The organism is Variovorax sp. PDC80 (assembly GCF_900115375.1).
GTDB lineage: Bacteria > Pseudomonadota > Gammaproteobacteria > Burkholderiales > Burkholderiaceae_C > Variovorax.
In genome coordinates this window covers 426443-444737 of record NZ_FOWG01000001.1, presented here as the reverse complement: position 1 = coordinate 444737, position 18295 = coordinate 426443, and the positions used below count along the sequence as shown (strand labels likewise).

The following is an 18295-nucleotide window of genomic DNA, read 5'->3' as shown; positions in this document are numbered from 1 at the left end:
ACATGGCTTCCACCCCGAAGAAAAAAGCCCCCGCCGCCAAGCCGAAGGCCGCTGCCGCCAAGCTGCCTGCGGCGCCCGCCCCGCGCGAGCGGCGCCAGCGCGTGCAGTCGGCCGAGACCGGCATGGCGGTGCTCAAGGGCCTGGCGCGCATGGGCGGCAACGCGGGCCTGTCGGGCCTCGCGGCGCACGTGGGCGAGAGCCCGGCCAAGGTGCACCGCTATCTCGCGAGCCTGGTGCAGGAAGGGCTGGTGGCGCAGGACGTCGATTCGCAGCGCTACCGGCTCGGCCCCGAGGCCATCAACATCGGGCTGGCCGCGATGCGCCAGTCCGACCCGGTGCGCGCGGCCGAGCCCGCGCTGGTGCGGCTGCGCGAAGGGCTCGAGGTCACCTGCTTCGTCGCCGTGATGGGCAACAAGGGCCCGACCGTGATGCGCTTCGAGGAGCCGGGCCTGCCGGTCACGGTCAACGTGCGCGCGGGCTCGGTGATGTCGATGCTGTGGTCGGCCACGGGCCGCGCCTTCCTCGGCCTGCTCAACGAGCGCAGCGTGCGCGAGCTGGCCGAGCAGGAGCTGGCCGCGGCGCCGCGCGAGATGCGCGCGCAGCTCGACGCGAAGCAGCCGATCGAGGCCCTGCGCGCCGAGGTGCGCGCGCTGCGCTGCGCGGTGGTGCGCGACACCTACCTGCGCGGCATCAGCGCGGTGGCGGCGCCGGTCCACGACTTCACGGGTCGCGTGTGCGCCGTCATCACCGCGCTGGGCGCGAGCGGCGGCTTCGATCCCTCGGCCGATGGCGAGATCGCGACCGCCGTGCTGCGCGAGGCGGCCGCGACCAGCGAGGTGCTGGGCTACCTGGTACCGAAGGAATGCTGAGCCGCGCTTGACCCGCGTGCGGGCGGGGCGATAGGCTGCGGCGGCGCGTCGCGGGGAGCGGCGCGCCTCCTCGCGGAGCCAACAGCCATCGACAAAGAACGGACAACAAGACTTATGAAGACTTTCGCCTTCCCCTCCCTTCGCACCCCGGCCATCGCGCTGGCCTGCGCGCTCGCGTTCGCGGGCGCTTTCTCGGGTGCTGCTTCGGCGCAGCAGCCGAACCAGGCGGTGCTCGACGCCGCCACGCAGAAGAAGGAGGAATCGCTCAAGCTGCTCGAGCGCCTGGTCAACATCGACTCGGGCTCGACCAATGCCGAGGGCCTCGAGAAGGTCCGCACGCTGGTGGTGGACGAACTGCGCCAGCTCGGCGCGCGCATCGAGACCTTCCCGGCCGAGCCGCATCCGGGCAGCAACGTGGTCGCGACCTTCACCGGCACCGGCAAGAAGAAGATCCTGATCCTGGCCCACATCGACACCGTGTTCAAGGACGGCACCGCCGCGGCCAAGCCCTTCTACGTGAAGGACGGCCGCGCCTACGGCCCGGGCGTGATGGACAACAAGGGCGGCGTGGTCGCGGGCCTGCAGGCGCTCAAGATCCTGCAGCAGCTGGGCTTCAAGGACTACGGCCAGCTCACCTTCCTGATCGACACCAACGAGGAGACCGGCTCGGTCGGCACCAGTGCGCTGATCGAGCGCGTGGCGAAGCAGCACGACGTGGCGCTGAACCTCGAGCCGGGCCGCCCGGCCGACGGCCTGGTGGTGGAGCGCAAGGGCTCGGCCACCGCGCTGATCGAGGTCAAGGGCCTGGCCGCGCATGCGGGCGTGGCGCCCGAGGCCGGCCGCAATGCCGCGATGGAGGTGGCGCACCAGGTGCTGCAGCTGTCGAAGACCGCCGATGCCGCGAAGAAGACCACGGTCAACTTCACGGTGCTGACCGCCAACGGCCCGACCAACGTGATCCCCGCCACCGCCAGCGCGCGCGGCGATGTGCGCGCCGCCACGCCCGAGGAACTCGACCGCGTCGAGAAGGACCTGCAGCGCATCTCGCAGAACAAGCTGATCCCCGACACCGAGGTCAAGGTGCGCCTGATCCGCGGCCTGCCGCCGATGCCGCGTTCGCCCGCTTCCGACAAGCTGGTGGCGACCGCCGAGGGCATCTACGCCGAGATCGGCAAGAAGCTCACCATCGAGAGCAGCGGTGGCGCCGCCGATGCGAGCCTGGTGGCCGGCGTCGGCGTACCGGTGCTCGACGGCTTCGGCATCGTGGGCGGTGGCATCCACACGCCCGAGGAGTACGCCGAGGTCGAGAGCATCGTGCCGCGGCTGTACCTGCTGTCGCGGATGCTGATGGCGTTGAGCGCGAACTGAGCTTCAGGCGGCCGCGCCCTGGAGGCGCGGCAGCACCTCGCGCCCGAGTTCCTCCACGATCTCGCGCGCGTCGCGCGGTCCACGCGCGATGTTCATCAGCACGTGAGCCACGCCCGCGTCTTCCAGCCGGTCGAGGTAGGCCACCAGCGCGTCGCGCCCGGTGCGCAGGCCCAGCTCGATCGGCTCGGCCGGCGCATCGGCGCGCTCGAGCAATTCGAGCTGCAGCGATTGGATGAAGGGCTTGGCCTCGCCGCCCGCGCGCTCGCGCAGCGCGGTCTGCCACAGGCCGATGCGGCCCTGCTGGCGCGCCTCGTCGCGGTGGTAGGTGGCCCAGCCGTCGGCATGGGACGCGGTCCATTGCAGCGACTGCCGCGCCGACCCCACCACCACCATGCCGATGCGTTCGGCCGGCGCCGCCATCAGCTCGTGGCCCGCCGTGGCCTCGCGCAGCACGGCGCGTTCGGCAGCCAGCGGCGAGAGGGCCGAGCGCACCAGCGTCCAGCGCTCGCGGAAGGTCTCGGCGCGCTGCGCGATGTCTTCGCCGAAGATCGCGAACTCGGCTTCGCGGTCGCCCGAGCCGAGCCCGAGGATGAAGCGCTCGCCCGACAGCCGGTTCAGCGACAGCGCGGCCTTGGCCAGGTGCAGCGGATGGCGCAGCGGCAGCACCGCGGCGGCCGTGCCGAGCGCGATGCGCTGCGTGGCGGCGGCCAGCGTGGCGAGCCAGAGGAAGGGCTCGTCGAGCGGGGCCGTCGGCATCATCTGTTCGCCCTGCGGCGCGAGCACCGGCACGTCGCGCGTCCACAGCGCCGCGAAGCCCAGTGCGTCGGCACGCTGCGCGAGATCGCGTTCGACGGCGAGGTCGGCCATCGCCTCGTCGGGGCGCGCGATCGGTGTCATGAGGCCGAGCGTGAGTCGGCCGGCCTGGAGGGTCTGCTGGTAGGCGCGGTTGAAGGAGGGCATGGGCGGCAGGAAGTGGGGCGAAGGAAATGATCGCACGCGCATCGCTACCGGCGCCGCGTGGGGACAAGGCCGCCGCGCCAAGCATCTCGATCGGAGATGCGCCGATCTTCAATCCATATGAATCTTGCGCGTAAACCCGCTGCGGCGCCTTCGCGTGCCGCCGCGACCATCGGCGCACCGAATCACAAGCACAGCGAGACACCCACTCCATGAACACGAGCGCGATCACACGGCCCCGGGTAGCGGCGGCGCAAGAGGACGGCGGCGCCGATGCCGTCTACCGCAAGGTCGGCTGGCGGCTCATCCCGCTGCTCTTCGTCTGCTACATCGTGGCCTACCTCGACCGCGTCAACGTCGGCTTCGCCAAGCTGCAGATGCAGGGCGACCTGCAGTTCAGCGAGGCTGTGTACGGCCTGGGCGCGGGCATCTTCTTCATCGGCTACTTCCTGTTCGAGGTGCCGAGCAACGTGGTCCTGCACCGCGTGGGCGCGCGCCGCTGGATCGCGCGGATCATGATCACCTGGGGCCTGCTGTCGGCCGCCACCATGTTCGTGAGCTCGCCGATGTCCTTCTACGTGATCCGCTTCCTGCTGGGCGCGGCCGAGGCGGGCTTCTTCCCCGGGATCATCCTGTACCTGACCTACTGGTACCCGGCCGCGCGGCGCAGCAAGGCGACCTCGCTGTTCCTCGCGGCGATCCCGTTCGCGGGCATCCTCGGCGGCCCGATCTCGGGCTGGATCCTGCAGGGCATGGGCGGCGTCAACGGCTGGGCCGGCTGGCAATGGCTGTTCCTGCTGCAGGGACTGCCGACCGTGGCGCTGGGCCTGGTCGTGTGGCGCTACCTCGACGACCGCGTGAAGGACGCGCAATGGCTCAGCGCAGCCGAGCGCGAGCTGATCGCGCGCGACATCGCGGCCGAGAACCATGGCAAGGCCGAGCCGCGCATCCTCGAGGTGCTGGGTAACGGCCGCGTCTGGCTGCTGGCGCTGGTGTACTTTGCCTACACCTCGGGCCTGTACGGCATCTCGTTCTGGCTGCCGAGCATCATCAAGGCGATCGGCGTGAAGGGCGCGCTCGACATTGGCCTGCTGAGCGCGATCCCCTGGACCTTCGGCGTGATCGCGATGTACCTGATGGCGCGCAGCGCCGACCGCCGGCTCGAGTACCGCTGGCACAGCGCGCTGGCCGCGATCGTGGGCGCGATCGGGCTGGTGCTCAGCGTGGCCTTCCACGGCAACGCGGTGCTCGCGATGGCCGGGCTCACGCTGGCCACCATGGGCATCATGTCGACCCTGCCGATCTTCTGGGGCATGCCGACGGCTTTCCTGGGCGGTGCCGCCGCCGCCGCGGGCATCGCGCTGATCAACTCCTTCGGCAACCTCTCGGGCTTCAGCGCACCCTTCCTCATCGGCCTGATCAAGGACGCGACGCAGAGCACCGACGCGGGACTGCACATGCTCGCGGGCCTGCTGGTGGCGGGCGCGGTGCTGGTGCTGCTGGTCAAGCCGGCCGCCGCGCGGCGCTGAGCCTTCGTCTTTCCGCGCCACGGCGTTCGCCCGCGGCGCTTCATTCCCGGTTCCCCACAGAAAGTCCCACCCCATGGATGCGGTCGTGATCTCCCCTGCGCGTCGTTCGCCCTCGGCCGAACTGCTCGCGCTCCTGCAACGGCGTTTCGAGGAACGCCTGTCGACCAGCCAGGCCGTGCTGCTGCAGCACGGCACCGACGAATCGGCCTATGCGCCGCAGCCGCCCGACGCGGTGGTGTTCGTGCAGAGCACCGACGAGGTCGCCTTCGTGGTGCGCGCCTGCGCACGAGAGCGCGTGCCGGTGATCGGCTTCGGCGTGGGCTCGTCGGTCGAAGGCCACCTGCTCGCGGTGCAGGGCGGCGTGTGCATCGACTTCTCGCGCATGAACCGCGTGCTCGCGATCCGCGGCGGCGACCTCACGGCCACCGTCGAGGCCGGCGTGACGCGCGGCCAGCTCAACGCGGCGCTCGCGGACAGCGGCTTCTTCTTCTCGGTCGACCCCGGTGCCGACGCCTCGATCGGCGGCATGGTCGCCACCGCCGCCTCGGGCACGAACACCGTGCGCTACGGCACCATGCGCGACAACCTCGTGAACCTCACGGTGGTGACGGCCGACGGCGAGGTGGTGCGCACCGCGACGCAGGCGCGCAAAAGCTCGGCCGGCTACAACCTCACGCAACTCTATTGCGGTTCCGAAGGCACGCTGGGTCTGATCACCGAGGCCACGGTGCGCCTGCATCCGCATCCCGAGGCGCATGCGGCGGCGGTGGTGCATTTCCCCTCGGTGCGCGCGGCGGTCGACGTGGTGATCGAGGCGATCCAGCTCGGCGTGCCGCTCGCGCGCGCCGAGATGCTCGATGCACTGACGATCCGCGCCGTGAACGCCCACAGCCGCACCACGCTCACCGAGCAGCCGACGCTGTTCCTCGAGTTCGGCGCGAGCAAGGCGCAGATCGACGAACAGGCCGCGCTGGTGCGCGAGATCGTGGCCGGCCATGGCGGCGGCGCCTTCCAGTGGGCGCTGCGGCAGGAAGAACGTTCGCGGCTGTGGACGCCGCGCCATCACGCCTACTTCGCCTGCCTGCAGCTCCAGGCCGGCAGCCGCAGCCTCACGACCGATGCCTGCGTGCCGCTGTCGGCGCTCGCGCAATGCATCGACGAGACCCAGGCCGACATCGCCGAACACGGGCTGCTGGCGCCGGTGTTCGGCCACGTGGGCGACGGCAACTTCCATTGCCTGGTGCTGGTCGATCCCGACGATGCCGCCGCGAACGCTGCCGCCGAGGCCTTCAGCCACCGGCTGGTGCAGCGCGCGCTGCGCCATGGCGGCACCTCCACCGGCGAGCACGGCGTGGGGCTGCACAAGATGCAGTACCTGGTCGAGGAGCACGGCGCGCAGGCGGTGGGGCTGATGCGCGCGATCAAGCGCGCGCTCGATCCGCACGACATCTTCAATCCCGGCAAGGTCGTGGGCCACGTCGCGGACTGAGTACCCCCGAATACGACAACACAGGAGACAAGACGATGAAGCGTTCGCACAAGCACACATGGGTCGCGATGGCCGCGGCAGCGTTGATGGCGGGATGCGGCGGCGGGGGCGATGGCGGCGGCTTCGTGCCGCTGGTGCCACCGGCGAGCGCACCGCCGGCGCCGCCGCCGCCCGCGCAGTCGCTGGCCGAGAAATGCCCTGCGTTCAAGGGCCGATCCGTCGCCGAAGGCGCGGTGCGCGTCGACGATGCGAAGGTGGTCGCTGCCACCGGCGTGCAGCCCGAGTACTGCGTGCTCACCGCGAGCTTCCAGGGCTCGAGCCTGCGCTTCGAGGCGCGCCTGCCGACCTCGGGCTGGAACGGCAAGCTGGCCTTCATCGGCGGCGGCGGCTTCGACGGCGCGCTGCCGAGCGCGACCGATCCGCAGTTCAGCGCCTCGATCTTCAGCGAGCGCTACGCCACGATCGGCACCAATGGCGGCTACGACTACCCCGGCGTGCGCGACGCGGGCTACTTCGCGGCGCGCTTCGCGGCCGATCCCGCGAAGCTGCTCGACTTCACGCAGCAGTCGGAGCACCGCGCGCTGCCGCCGGGCAAGGAACTGATCGCGGCCTTCTTCGGCAGCGGCCCCGCGCGCAGCTACTTCGAGGGCTGCTCGATGGGCGGCCACGATGCGCTGATGCTCGCGCAGCGCTTTCCCGAGGACTTCGACGGCATCGTGGCGCGCGCGCCGGCGGGCAACATCATGGGCCTGTTCGTGCAGTTCAACCGCATCTCGAAGCAGGTGCGCGTGCCGGCCAACACGCTGAATCCGGCCAAGCAGACCCTGCTGGCCAACGCGGTGCTCGCGCAGTGCGATGCGCTCGACGGCGTGGCCGACGGCATCGTCTCGAAGCCCGCGGCCTGCCACTACGACCCCGCGCCACTGCGCTGCGCGGGCGGCACCGACACCGGCGATGCCTGCCTGTCGGATGCGCAGATCGCCACGGTGAAGACCATCACCTCGGCGGTCGCCACCGCCGACGGCGCCTGGTCGCACCCGGGCTACAACTTCGGCCTCGAGAACACGGCCGATGGCTGGGGCTCCTACATCTGGCCGCAGGCCGCGCTCGGCGGCAACTCGATCCAGGGCATGTTCTCGGACGGCTTCGTGCGTTCGTTCATCACGCAGGACCCGGCCTTCGACACGCTGGCCTGGAACCCCGACCAGTGGCTCGCGCGCATGGGCGTGGTCGGCGGCCTGTTCAGCGCGGCCGATCCCGACCTTGAGCGGCTGCATGCGCGCGGCGCGAAGTTGATCCTGTGGAACGGCACCAACGACACCTCGGTGAGTGCGCGCGACACCTCGCGCTACTACGACCAGGTGGTCGGCAAGCTGGGGCAGCCCAAGGCCGACCAGACCGTCGAGCTGTTCCTCGCGCCGGGCGTGGGCCATTGCGCGGGCGGGCCGGGCGCCGACAAGGTCGACCTGCTGAAGGCGATGGCGACCTGGGTCGAGCAAGGCGTGCCCGCGTCGGCCCAAGGCCTGGTGCAGCGCAAGCTCGACGTGGCCACGGGCGCCACCGCGCTCGCGCGGCCGATGTGCAAATACCCCGCGTACCCGCGCTACAAGGGCGCGGGCGACACGAAGGATGCGGCAAGCTTCGACTGCGTGAACTGAGGCCTTGTCCGACCCATAGGCCGCGAACGCGCGGCCTAGAATGGCCGGCCGTTCCCGCAACCCTGTGGCGAATGGCCGGAGACCCCCCGCCGATGGAACTGCGCCAGTTCAAGTATTTCGTTGCCATCGTCGACTGCGGCAGCCTCTCGCGCGCCGCGCAGCAGCTCTACGTGGCGCAATCGGCGCTGAGCAAGCAGATGGCCGAACTCGAGGCCGAGCTCGACACCCAGCTGCTGCTGCGCAGCCGCAACGGCGTGGCGATGACCGAGGCCGGCAAGGTGTTCTACGAATACGCGCAAGGCATCACCAAGCAGGTCAGCGACGCACGCGCCGCGGTGCACGTGGCGGCCGACTCGGTGGTGGGTTCGGTGGTGGCGGCGCTGCCGCAGAGCGTGTCGCCGATGATCGCGCTGCCGCTGATGCGCGCGGCCGCGCGCCGCTATCCCGACGTGGTGCTGCACCTCAACGAGGAGCTCACGGGCAACATGGCCGACCAGCTCACGCGCGGCCGCGTCGACGTGGCGGTGTTCTCGCCGACCATGCCCGCCGAGGACGTGGCCTTCACGCCGCTGGTGGAGGAGGACTTCGTGTTCCTCGAATCGCCGCAGAGCCCGCATGCGTTGCCCGAGGGCGAGGTGAGCATCGAACAGGCGACCGCGCGGCCGCTGGTGTGGCCCGCCAATGCGCACGGGCACTGCACGCGCTGGCTGGTCGACGCGGTGCTCGAGGCCGCGGGCCAGCCGGCCGCGCGCGTGGCGGCCGAGATCAATTCGGTCTACACGCTCAAGGCCGCGGTCGAGGCGGGGCTCGGGCCGACCATCATGCCGCTGGGGCTCGCGCAGCGCGAAGTCAGCGAAGGGCGGCTCGCGGCGCACCGCATTGCCTCCGGCGCGATGTTCCGCACGCTGGGACTGTGCGTGTCGGTGCACCTGCCGACCGGCAATGCCAAGCGCGCGATCTGCGCGCTGATCGCCGAGGTGATGCAGGGGCTGTGCGCGTCGGGCGAATGGGCCGGCGCGCGGGCCGTGCAGGCCGCGAAGAAGACGAAGGCCTGAGTCAGGCGCGGCGCTTGCGCGCGGCGGCCGGCTTGCGGAGCTCGGCGGGCCGCGGGAACAGGCGCAGGATCGCCGCGCGCACGTCGTCCTTCATGCGCTCGGCCGCATCGGCCTCGCCCGACAGGTGGCGCAGCAGCGCCTGCTGGAACAGGCCGTCGAACAGGGAATAGGCCGCGGCGGGCGGCAGGCCCGTGGGCACGCCCGCGAGCTCCTCGAAGCGGACCATGATGCGCCAGATCATCGCCTCGAGGCTCTTGTCGATCTCGGTCACGTCGTCGCGGAAGGCGGCCTCGAACAGCGCCTGCGAGCGCAGGTCGTACCAGAGGCGGTGCATGTGGCCCTCGTCGCGCAGCGTGTCGGCCAGGCTCTGCAGGAAGCCTTCCGTCAGTTCGTCGAAGCTGGTGGCGCTGTCGACCGCGTGGTCGTAGCGTTTGACGCAGCGCGCCTTGTACTGCTTCACGCTGCAGACGATCAGGTCGACCTTGTCGGTGAAGTAGTAGTGCAGCACGCCGTGCGAGAACTCGGTGTTCTGCGCGATCTCGCGCAGGCTGGTGCGCGCGTAGCCGAGCGTGGCGAGCGTGGTCAGCGCGGCCTCGCCGAGCTCGGCGCGCCGCTCCTCGAACTTGTCGACCCTGGCCTTCGGCACCCGGGCCGTCGACGGTTGTTCCTGCTGTCGTGTCGTCATTTCCACCGCGCCGCGCGATGCGCGAGCCGCTCTCGTTGTCCGTTGATCTGCAAACCATAGCACGCATGGCACGCCCGTGCGAAACGGCGTTCCAGCCTGTTCCGGGCGCCATTCTAAAAAATCTGGACGGTCGTCAAAGAAAATCTTGACACTCGTCAAGACGATTTCTAGGATGGCCGCTCCATCTCACAACCAGACCACAGGAGACAAGCGATGGGACAGTTCGATCTGAAGGGGCGCAAGGCGCTCGTGACGGGTGGCGCGCGCGGTATCGGCGCCAGCATTGCGCAGGCGCTGACCGAGGCCGGCGCGGCGGTGATGATCGGCGACGTGCTCGCCGATGTGGGGCGGGCGACCGCCCAGCGCCTCTCGTCCGGCGGGGCGAAGGCGGGCTTCGTTCCGCTCGACGTCACCGACGACGCGGCCTGGGCCGCCGCCGTCGAGACCACGGTGAAGGAGCTCGGCGGGCTCGACATCGTGGTCAACAACGCGGGCATCGAGATCACCTCGCTGGTGGTCGACGTGCAGGCCGAGGACCTGCGCCGCATGCTCGACGTGAACGTGACCGGCACCCTGCTGGGCATGAAACACGCGTTCCGCGCGATGCGCCCGGGCGGCGCCGCGGGTGCGGGCGGCGCGGTGGTCAACATCGCCTCGGTCGCCGCGACCATCGCCTTTCCCGCCATCGCGGGCTACTCGGCCACCAAGTCGGCGGTCGACCGCGCGACCCGCGTGGCCGCGATGGAGTCCGGCAAGCTGGGCTACGGCGTGCGCGTCAACTGCATCTACCCGGGGCTGGTGCCTACCGACATGGGCATGAAGCTCGCGAACGACATCGTCGCCGCGGGCCTCGCGCCCAGCGTGGAGGCGGCCGTCGGCGACGTGATCGGCCAGACGCCGCTGGGCCGGCTCGGCGAGGTCGGCGACATGGCCGACGTGGTGGTCTTCCTCTGCTCCGACGCGGCCCGGTTCATCACCGGCGCCGGCCTCGCGGTGGACGGCGGCATGGGCATGTGAAGGCCATGCGCGAACAGAACGAGTCACACATCAGGCAAGAAAAAGGAGAGACGACATGAGCAGCAAGAACAAGAAGCCGGTCATCGTGTACGGCGCCTCGGGCTACACCGGGCGGCTGGTCTGCGAGTACCTGCGCGAGTACAACATCCCGTTCATCGCCGCGGGCCGCAGCAAGGAGAAGCTCGACGCCGCGATGAAATCGAACGTGCCCGGCATCGAGACCGCGCGCTACGAGGTGGTGGAGGTGGCGCATTCGGTGGAGGCGCTCACCGAACTCTTCACCGGCGCCTCGGTGGTGCTCAACACCGTGGGGCCGTTCGCCAAGTTCGGCCCCGAAGTGGTCGAGGCCTGCCTCAACGCCGGCTGCCACTACACCGACACCACGGGCGAGCAGGACTGGCTGATCACGCTCGACCAGCAATGGGGCGCCAAGTTCGCCGCCGCGGGGCTGTTGCTCTCGCCGGGCCTGGCCCACATGTACACCACGGGCGAGATCGCGGCGCAGCTGTGCCTCGAGACGCCCGGGCTCGACACGCTCGACATCGCCGTGTTCTGGGGCGGCAGCCCGACCATCGCGTCGACGCAGACCATCCTGGTCAATGCAGCGACGTCGAAGGCCTACTACCTCGAGCAGAACGAGTACGTCGAGTGGCAGCCCGATGCCGGCCTCTACCACCTGTCGATCCCGGGCCAGCACGAGGCCGCGCTCGCGCTGCCCTGGGGCGGCACCTCGCACCCCGTGTGGTTCAAGCGCGATCCGCGCGTGGCCAACGTCAAGGTGCTCGGCGGCGTCTTCAACAAGCCGCTGATGATGGGCGTGCCGCAGATCGTGGCCGCCGCGCTGAAGGCCACCGAGGGCATGAACGAGGAGGACCGCTACGCGGCGCTGGCGCAGACGGCATCGAGCGTGATGAACACCATGCCGCCGCGCGAGAACCCGCGCATCAACAAGTCGGTCGACTCGGTGCATGCCTCCGGTCCGCTGGGCCGCGTGCACTGCGTGATCTTCGGCAACTGCAACTACAAGCAGACCGGCATGCTGCAGGCCTATGCGGCGGCCTCGCTGCTGCAGCAGCCGCCGCGCCGCGCGGGCTTCGCCTCGGGCTGCCAGGCCTTCGGCCACCGCGAGCTGCTGGGCGCGCTGCGCGGCTTCGGCCTGGTGCAGGAACCCGTGCTCACGCGCATGGGCTGACCGATGCGTCTCGTCGACTACCTCGACAAGGGCGCCCAGCTGGGCGCCGATGCGCCCTGCCTGACCCTGGGCGAGGCCGACCTCAGCTATGCCCAGGTGCAGCGCATCAGCTGGCGCGTGGCGCGCGGCCTGCAGCGCGCGGGCCTCGAGCCCGGCGACAAGGTGGCCGTGCTCTCGAGCAACGATGCGATGGCCTTCGCCACGGTGTTCGGCATCTCGCGCGCGGGCTGCGTGTGGTGCCCGATCAATCCGCGCAACGAAGCGAGCGAGAACGCATTCGTGCTCGATGCCTTCGACTGCGCCTGCCTGGTGTTCCACGGCAACTACGCGCCCATGGTCGAGCAGATGCGTTCGCAGCTGCCCAAGCTGCGCGCGCTGGTCTGCCTCGACGCGCGGCAACCTTTCGCGCCCTCGATGGACGACTGGCTCGAGGGCCTGGACGACGCGCCGCTCGACATCGCGCCGCCCGACGACGTGGCGATGATCGCGGGCACCGGCGGCACCACGGGCCAGCCCAAGGGCGTGATGCTCACGGGGCGCAACCTCGAGGCGATGTCGGCGCTCACGCTGATGGGCTATCCCTTCGAGGGCCGGCCGGCCTACCTCGCGCTCGCGCCGCTCACGCACGCGGCCGGCGTGCTGTGCCTGCCGGTGATGGCGCTCGGCGGACGCGTGGTCATCATGCCCAAGCCCGACCTCGGCGAGTTCCTCGCGCTGATCGAGCGCCACCGCATCACCCATGCCTTCCTGCCGCCGACGCTGATCTACATGCTGCTGCAGCATCCCGAGCTCGCGGCGACGAAGCGCGATTCGCTGCAGTGCTTCTGGTACGGCGCGGCGCCGATGTCGGCCGCGCGGCTCGAGGAGGCGCTCACGAAGATCGGCCCGGTGATGGCCCAGCTCTTCGGCCAGACCGAGGCGCCGATGATGATCTCGATGATGTCGCCGCGCGAGCACTTCAATGTCGACGGCTCGGTGGCGAAACATCGCCTCGCCTCGGCGGGGCGGCCCGGGCCGCTGGTGCAGGTGGGCGTGATGAACGCCGAGGGCGAGCTGCTGCCCACGGGCGAGAGCGGCGAGATCGTGGTGCGCGGCTCGCTCGTGATGCAGGGCTACTACAAGGACCCGAAGGCCACGCAGGAGGCCTCGCGCTTCGGCTGGCATCACACGGGCGACATCGGCCGGCTCGACGACGACGGCTTCCTCTACATCGTCGACCGCGCCAAGGACATGATCATCTCGGGCGGCTTCAACGTCTATTCGGCCGAGGTCGAACAGGCGCTGATGCAGCACCCCGACGTGCAGGACAGCGCGGTGATCGGCCTGCCCGACGAGAAATGGGGCGAGCGCGTGGTGGCCGTGCTGCAGCCGCAGGCGGGCCGCAGCATCGACGCCGAGGCGATCAAGGCCTTCGTCAAGGCGCGCATCGGCAGCGTGAAGGCGCCCAAGCAGGTCGAGGTGTGGGCCGACCTGCCGCGCTCGAAGGTCGGCAAGGTGCTCAAGAAGGACGTGCGCACCATCCTGCTCGCGACCTCGACGCGCGAGCCGGGCGAATAGGGGCAGGAGATCGGCGGCACTGCGCCGCCGATCTCCCCGCGATCAGAAGCGCGCCTTGAGCGAGGCCGTCGGCCCCTGCAGGCGGATCTTCAGCCGCGCGTCGGCCGTGCCGCTGTCGCGCGTGATGTCGATGTTGGTCACGTTGTAGGCCAGCACCAGGCCCACGTTCTTGACCGGGAACCACTCCACGCCGGCCGCGGCGTTGTAGATGTTGCCGTGCGAGCTGCCGCCGTTCTTCCACACGCCCGAGGCGTCGGCGAACAGGCGCAGGTCGGGCGTGATCGCGTGGCGCACGCCGATCTCGAGCAGCGGCGCGATCGCGTCGCGGCTCGAGCTTTCGCTGAAGGTGCCGTACTGGCCGTTGACGCCCGCGAGCGCGCTCACGCCGAGCTTGATGCGGTAGTAGGCCGCGCCGGCGCCGAGGCCCAGCACCGTGTTGCCCGAACCGATCCACCACTTGTACGAGAGCTTGGCGAAGTCGACCTGCGTGTCGACGTTGGCGTTGCCGAAGGCCGCGATGGTGCCGAAGCCGCCGAGCGAGCTGGCGCCCGAGAGGCCGCCGAAGTAGTCGCGCTTGTAGCGGAAGTAGTCGAAGGAGATGCCCTGCGTGTCGCCGAGCAGCACGTCGGCCGTGATGCGCGGCATGGTCACGCGGCCGGGCTTGATGTCGCCGGTGTGCAGCGACCCGTAGGGCGTGCCCACCGAGGCGTCGAACTTGGGATCGGCGCCATAGGCACCGACGGAAAGACTGAAGCGGTCGAGCGCCGGCGACGGGTCGGCGAGGGCGGGCGTGGCGGCTGCGAGCAGTCCGCTGCCGGCCAGGGCGGCGACGAGAGTGGCGTGGCCGCGGGCGCGCGAGCGAAGCAAGGGCATGAAGAAGGTCCTTCGAAGGATGAAAGGCAAAAAAAGGAAACCCCGGACCTTGCGCGTTGCTCGGCTTCCTGAGGTGCTGCTCCCTGTTGATGACCCACAAGTTAATAAGAGAGCGCGCACGCGCCTATGCGTCGATGGCGACGGTGCTTGTAGGAGAAGGGGCCATGCGCCTGTTGGTCCGCACCTGCGTCATTGCAGCGCCTGCTCGATCTGCCGCTCGATGTGTTCGTAGTCGCCTTCGCCCACGTGGCGAAAGATCACGCGCCCCGTGCGGTCGACGAGATAGAGGCTGGGCCAGTATTCGGTGCCCCAGGCCTTCCAGGTCTTGTAGCGGTTGTCCTGCGCCACGGGGTAGTCGATGCCGTGGCGCCGGATCGCCGACTGCAGCCCTGCCGCGTCGCGCTCGAACGCGAACTCGGGCGTGTGCACGCCGACCACCACCAAGCCGCGCTCGCGGTAGCGCCGGGCCCATTCGCGCAGGTGGGGCAGGGTGTTGACGCAGTTGACGCAGCCGTGGGTCCAGAAGTCGACCAGCACGACCTGGCCGCGCAGGCCCTCGATCGTGAGCGCGGGCGAGTTGAACCACTGGTCGATGCCGACGAAGTCCGGCGCCGTCGTGACGGACGCCGTGGAGGACGAACCGCCCGAAGACCACGCGGCGCGCGACAGCCACGCCGACAGCTGCGTGTCGACCCGCAGGGCCATGGCCACGGCGGTCGCCATCATCAGCAGGCCGAACACGCGGCGCAGGGCGTGCATGTGCTTCGCCACGACGCGGATCCGCGCGCTCGCGGCCTGTCCGCCGTAAGCGATCGCGAGCATCGGCACGCCGGCGCCGATGGCGTACATCAGCAGCAGCCAGGCAGCGGTCCACGATTGCTCCTCGGTCGCGATCAGGGTGAGCACCGAGGCCAGCACGGGGCCGGCGCAGGGCGTCCACAGCAGACCCAGGCTCGCGCCCAGCAGCAGCCCGCCGCCATGGCTGGCACCGGCGCGGTCGCCGAGCCTCTGCCCGGCATCGGCGAGAAAGCCCAGCGGCGCGGCCAGGCGGTCGAGCAGGCGCGGCCACGACAGCAGCAGCCCGAAGGCCAGCAGCACCGCGATGCTCGCGTGGCGCAGCGCCTGCGGCGAGAGCCCGAGCACGCGCGTCGAGGCGCCGAAGGCCAGCGCGGCGGCGGCGAACGACAGCACGAAGCCGGCCACGATCAGCAGCGGCCGCAGCGATGCCGTGCGCGCGGACGGCACGGTGGGCGCGAGCGTGGCGCCGAGCAGCAGGGGCAGCATCGGCAGGATGCAGGGACTGCCGACGGTCGCGACGCCGGCGCCGAGGGCGAGCAGGGTTTGCAGCATGTGCCGGCCTTGCTTTAGTGGCGCGACGGCGCGCGGGTCCAGCGCTGCGTCTTGCCGAACAGGGGCAGGCCGACATAGGCATGGAGCACCAGCTCGCCGGCGGCGATCGATGCGGTGGCGACCGACATGCGGCAGCGGTAGGTCTTGCCGTTCTCGCGGTTGTAGATCGTGCCTTCCCATTCGCCGCCCGGCTCGGTGGCGGCCGTGGGCCTGAAGTCCTTGAGCAGCGTCATGCCGAGCGGCGAGCGCGTGTCGACGGCCTGCATCTCGCCGCCCTCGGGCGCCATCGAGCGGTTGCCGAGCACCTGCGTGACGGTGCCGCACAGCGCGTCGCCGCAGGCCGAGACCTCGACCTCGAGGTTGCCGTTGGCGGTGATCCAGCGGCCGCGCGGATCGCCGGCGGCCGATTGGGCGAAGGCCGCCGGGGCGGCGGCGAGCAGAAGGCCGAGCGCGAGGGCGCGGCAGGCGAAAGTCATCGAGTGCATGGAGGCTCCATGGGTGATAAGGAGCCGCCATTGCATCGGCCGGCGTCGCCGCGGCGATGTCGAAAAGCCGGCGGATCTGTAGCAATGCTTGTCCGCGCACGGCCCGGACAAACTGCGATACAAAACCGCGGCCGCGCCGTGCGCCGTCGCGACTATCGTGCCGCGATGGAACGCCCCGACCATGTGCTCGTCGTCGACGATGACCGCCAGATCCTCGCGCTGCTGCGCGACTACCTGACGCAGGGCGGGCTGCGCGTGAGCACGGCCTGCGATGCCGCGCGCATGCGCGAGGTGCTCGCGGCCCACGCGGTGGACCTGATCGTGCTCGACCTGATGCTGCCCGGCGAGGACGGCCTCTCGCTGTGCCGCGACCTGCGTGCGCGCGACGCGGCGGCCATACCGATCCTGATGCTGACCGCGCGCGCCGACGAGGCCGACCGGATCCTCGGCCTCGAGATGGGCGCCGACGACTACCTGACCAAGCCCTTCGCGACGCGCGAGCTGCTCGCGCGGATCCGCTCGGTGCTGCGCCGCACGCGCATGCTGCCGCCCAATCTGCGGCGCGCGCAGCAGCCGCGCTTCCTGGCCTTCGGCGACTGGCGGCTCGACACGCTGGGGCGGCACCTGGTGGACGCGAGCGGCACGCTGGTGGCGCTCACGGGCGCCGAGTACCGGCTGCTGCAGGTGCTGCTCGAGCGGCCGCAATGCATCCTGCACCGCGACCAGCTGCAAAGCCTGATCCAGGGCCGCGACAGCGATGCCTTCGACCGCTCGATCGACCTGCTGGTGAGCCGCCTGCGCCGCCGGCTGCGCGACCTCTCGCGCGAGCCGCGCTACATCAAGACGGTGCGCGCGGCCGGCTATGTGTTCTGCTGCGAGGTGCGCGCCGAGGCCGAGGCGCCATGAAGCGCGCGCAGACGATGTTCGGCCGGGTCGCGGTCGTGGTGTTCGCGGGCCTGGCGCTGGCGCATGCGCTGACCTTCGCGGTGCTGCTCTACGAGCGCGGCCTGCTGGCGCGCGACATGATGGCCTCGTACCTGGGCAGCGAGGTCGCGAGCGCCCTGGCGATCCTCGACCGCGTGCCGCCCTCGGAGCGCGCGGCATGGCTGCCGCGGCTGGCGCGCAGGAACTACGACTATGCGATCGCCGCGCTGCCGGCGGCCGGGCCCGCGGGCGATGCGCTGTCGCTCAGCCTGGCGCGCAGCGTGGCGGCCGCGGTGGGCGAGACGCGCACGGGGCCGATGCTGCGTGGGCGCGGCGATGAAGAGGGTGCCCCCTTGCTGCTGCCGCTGCGCCTGGCCGATGGCACGATGCTCACGCTGACGCTGCGCCCGCCCGCGCTGGGCCTCTCGGGCCGCGCCATCGCCCTGCTCGCGCTGCAGGTGCTGTTGCTGGGCGCCGCGACCTGGTGGGGCGTGCGCGTCGCGGTGCGGCCGCTCGGCGCGCTGGCGCGGGCCGCGAATGCCATCAAGCCCGGCACGCAGGCCGTCGCGCTGAAGGAGGCGGGGCCCGTGGAGGTGGTGCAGGCGGCGCGCGCCTTCAACGACATGCAGCGGCGCATCGATGCGCACCTGGCCGAGCGCCACCGGCTGCTGGCGGCCATCTCGCACGACCTGCAGACGCCCATCACGCGCATGCGGCTGCGGCTCGAGCCCTGGAAGGACGACCCCTGCGGCGCGCGCCTGGCGGGCGATCTCGATGCGATGCAGGCGCTGGTGGAAGAGGGACTGGCCTATGCGCGGGCCGCCCATGCGGGCCAGGAGCCGTTTCGCGCCGTCGACATCGATGCGCTGCTCGACGGCCTGGTCTGCGATGCGCTCGATGCCGGCGCGCAGGTGGCGCTCGAGGGCCAGGCCGGCGCACCGCTGAAGACCCGCATGCTCGCGCTGCGACGCACGCTCGTGAACCTGCTCGACAACGCGATCAAGTTCGGCGGCGGCGCGCGCGTGGTCGTGGCAAGAACCGACACCGAGTTGCGTATCGCCGTGCGCGACAGCGGGCCGGGCATTCCGGATACGGAGCTGCACAAGGTGCTCGAGCCCTTCTACCGCGTGGAGTCGTCGCGCAATCGTGCGACCGGCGGCACGGGCCTGGGGCTCGCCATCGCGAGCGAGCTGGCGGCCGCGCTCGGTGGCGGGCTGCGCCTGTCGAACCGCTCCGAGGGTGGCCTCGAAGCGATGCTGAGCCTGCCCGCGAACCCCGAATGACGAT

The 18295-nt window shown here is 70.7% G+C and carries 16 protein-coding genes; 11 read left to right on the top strand and 5 right to left on the bottom strand.

Annotated features, from left to right (window positions below):
• The first annotated feature begins 2 nt into the window (after nt 1–2).
• Both BM109_RS02095 and BM109_RS02090 read left to right on the top strand, forming a co-directional pair.
• A complete protein-coding gene (locus BM109_RS02095; RefSeq protein WP_093340159.1) occupies nt 3–869 on the top strand; it encodes an IclR family transcriptional regulator in 867 nt (288 codons plus the stop codon).
• Between the two features lie 114 nt (nt 870–983).
• Nucleotides 984–2237, top strand: a complete 1254-nt coding sequence (locus tag BM109_RS02090) for a glutamate carboxypeptidase (RefSeq protein ID WP_093340157.1) — start codon at nt 984–986, stop codon at nt 2235–2237.
• Between the two features lie 3 nt (nt 2238–2240).
• Here BM109_RS02090 and BM109_RS02085 read toward each other — a convergent pair whose 3' ends face one another.
• Nucleotides 2241–3197: a TIGR03571 family LLM class oxidoreductase gene (locus BM109_RS02085; RefSeq protein ID WP_093340155.1), complete on the bottom strand. Its 957-nt coding sequence runs from the start codon at nt 3195–3197 to the stop codon at nt 2241–2243.
• A 209-nt stretch (nt 3198–3406) separates the two neighbouring features.
• Here BM109_RS02085 and BM109_RS02080 point away from each other — a divergent pair, with 209 nt between their 5' ends.
• The 4 genes from BM109_RS02080 to BM109_RS02065 all read left to right on the top strand — a co-directional run bounded on the left by BM109_RS02080 (nt 3407) and on the right by BM109_RS02065 (nt 8925).
• The gene (locus BM109_RS02080) at nt 3407–4723 is read left to right on the top strand and encodes an MFS transporter (RefSeq protein ID WP_093340153.1); all 1317 of its coding nucleotides are present in this window, start codon (nt 3407–3409) and stop codon (nt 4721–4723) included.
• A 73-nt stretch (nt 4724–4796) separates the two neighbouring features.
• On the top strand, nt 4797–6212 hold the full coding sequence (locus BM109_RS02075) for an FAD-binding oxidoreductase (RefSeq protein WP_093340151.1): 1416 nt from the start codon (nt 4797–4799) through the stop codon (nt 6210–6212).
• Between the two features lie 35 nt (nt 6213–6247).
• Nucleotides 6248–7870 (top strand): tannase/feruloyl esterase family alpha/beta hydrolase, encoded by a 1623-nt coding sequence (locus BM109_RS02070; protein ID WP_093340150.1) that lies wholly within the window; start codon nt 6248–6250, stop codon nt 7868–7870.
• Between the two features lie 92 nt (nt 7871–7962).
• Nucleotides 7963–8925 carry a LysR substrate-binding domain-containing protein gene (locus tag BM109_RS02065; RefSeq protein ID WP_093340148.1) on the top strand — a complete coding sequence of 321 codons (963 nt, stop codon included), beginning with the start codon at nt 7963–7965 and terminating at the stop codon, nt 8923–8925.
• A gap of 1 nt (nt 8926) precedes the next feature.
• On the opposite strand, the gene BM109_RS02060 is transcribed toward BM109_RS02065, so the two are convergent.
• Nucleotides 8927–9610, bottom strand: a complete 684-nt coding sequence (locus tag BM109_RS02060; protein ID WP_093340146.1) for a TetR/AcrR family transcriptional regulator — start codon at nt 9608–9610, stop codon at nt 8927–8929.
• 213 nt (nt 9611–9823) lie between these two features.
• On the opposite strand from BM109_RS02060, the gene BM109_RS02055 reads away from it, so the two are divergent.
• The 3 genes from BM109_RS02055 to BM109_RS02045 are packed head-to-tail and all read left to right on the top strand — an operon-like array spanning nt 9824 to nt 13376.
• Nucleotides 9824–10627 carry an SDR family NAD(P)-dependent oxidoreductase gene (locus BM109_RS02055; protein WP_093340144.1) on the top strand — a complete coding sequence of 268 codons (804 nt, stop codon included), beginning with the start codon at nt 9824–9826 and terminating at the stop codon, nt 10625–10627.
• 55 nt (nt 10628–10682) lie between these two features.
• Nucleotides 10683–11819: a DUF5938 domain-containing protein gene (locus BM109_RS02050; protein ID WP_093340142.1), complete on the top strand. Its 1137-nt coding sequence runs from the start codon at nt 10683–10685 to the stop codon at nt 11817–11819.
• A gap of 3 nt (nt 11820–11822) precedes the next feature.
• Nucleotides 11823–13376, top strand: a complete 1554-nt coding sequence (locus BM109_RS02045; protein ID WP_093340140.1) for an acyl-CoA synthetase — start codon at nt 11823–11825, stop codon at nt 13374–13376.
• 42 nt (nt 13377–13418) lie between these two features.
• Here BM109_RS02045 and BM109_RS02040 read toward each other — a convergent pair whose 3' ends face one another.
• From BM109_RS02040 to BM109_RS02030, 3 genes are all read right to left on the bottom strand, one after another.
• The gene (locus BM109_RS02040; RefSeq protein WP_093340138.1) at nt 13419–14249 is read right to left on the bottom strand and encodes a hypothetical protein; all 831 of its coding nucleotides are present in this window, start codon (nt 14247–14249) and stop codon (nt 13419–13421) included.
• Between the two features lie 189 nt (nt 14250–14438).
• Entirely contained in the window at nt 14439–15599 is a 1161-nt protein-coding gene (locus BM109_RS02035) for a cytochrome c biogenesis protein DipZ (RefSeq protein ID WP_093340136.1), read from the bottom strand.
• Nucleotides 15600–15613: 14 nt separating this feature from the next.
• Complete coding sequence (locus tag BM109_RS02030) at nt 15614–16084, bottom strand: DUF2147 domain-containing protein (RefSeq protein WP_093340134.1); 471 nt, start codon at nt 16082–16084, stop codon at nt 15614–15616.
• A gap of 165 nt (nt 16085–16249) precedes the next feature.
• Here BM109_RS02030 and BM109_RS02025 point away from each other — a divergent pair, with 165 nt between their 5' ends.
• A complete protein-coding gene (locus tag BM109_RS02025) occupies nt 16250–16990 on the top strand; it encodes a response regulator (RefSeq protein WP_093340132.1) in 741 nt (246 codons plus the stop codon).
• Entirely contained in the window at nt 16987–18291 is a 1305-nt protein-coding gene (locus BM109_RS02020; RefSeq protein WP_093340130.1) for an ATP-binding protein, read from the top strand. Before BM109_RS02025 ends, BM109_RS02020 begins: the two co-directional genes overlap by 4 nt.
• The last annotated feature ends 4 nt before the right edge of the window (nt 18292–18295 follow it).

Coding starts and splice junctions, on each gene's coding strand:
- BM109_RS02025 (WP_093340132.1), top strand. CDS start 16,250: ATGGAACGCCCCGACCATGTGCTCGTCGTCGACGATGACCGCCAGATC.
- BM109_RS02060 (WP_093340146.1), bottom strand. CDS start 9,610: ATGACGACACGACAGCAGGAACAACCGTCGACGGCCCGGGTGCCGAAG.
- BM109_RS02020 (WP_093340130.1), top strand. CDS start 16,987: ATGAAGCGCGCGCAGACGATGTTCGGCCGGGTCGCGGTCGTGGTGTTC.
- BM109_RS02075 (WP_093340151.1), top strand. CDS start 4,797: ATGGATGCGGTCGTGATCTCCCCTGCGCGTCGTTCGCCCTCGGCCGAA.
- BM109_RS02070 (WP_093340150.1), top strand. CDS start 6,248: ATGAAGCGTTCGCACAAGCACACATGGGTCGCGATGGCCGCGGCAGCG.
- BM109_RS02080 (WP_093340153.1), top strand. CDS start 3,407: ATGAACACGAGCGCGATCACACGGCCCCGGGTAGCGGCGGCGCAAGAG.
- BM109_RS02040 (WP_093340138.1), bottom strand. CDS start 14,249: ATGCCCTTGCTTCGCTCGCGCGCCCGCGGCCACGCCACTCTCGTCGCC.
- BM109_RS02065 (WP_093340148.1), top strand. CDS start 7,963: ATGGAACTGCGCCAGTTCAAGTATTTCGTTGCCATCGTCGACTGCGGC.
- BM109_RS02055 (WP_093340144.1), top strand. CDS start 9,824: ATGGGACAGTTCGATCTGAAGGGGCGCAAGGCGCTCGTGACGGGTGGC.
- BM109_RS02095 (WP_093340159.1), top strand. CDS start 3: ATGGCTTCCACCCCGAAGAAAAAAGCCCCCGCCGCCAAGCCGAAGGCC.
- BM109_RS02035 (WP_093340136.1), bottom strand. CDS start 15,599: ATGCTGCAAACCCTGCTCGCCCTCGGCGCCGGCGTCGCGACCGTCGGC.
- BM109_RS02050 (WP_093340142.1), top strand. CDS start 10,683: ATGAGCAGCAAGAACAAGAAGCCGGTCATCGTGTACGGCGCCTCGGGC.
- BM109_RS02090 (WP_093340157.1), top strand. CDS start 984: ATGAAGACTTTCGCCTTCCCCTCCCTTCGCACCCCGGCCATCGCGCTG.
- BM109_RS02030 (WP_093340134.1), bottom strand. CDS start 16,084: ATGCACTCGATGACTTTCGCCTGCCGCGCCCTCGCGCTCGGCCTTCTG.
- BM109_RS02045 (WP_093340140.1), top strand. CDS start 11,823: ATGCGTCTCGTCGACTACCTCGACAAGGGCGCCCAGCTGGGCGCCGAT.
- BM109_RS02085 (WP_093340155.1), bottom strand. CDS start 3,197: ATGCCCTCCTTCAACCGCGCCTACCAGCAGACCCTCCAGGCCGGCCGA.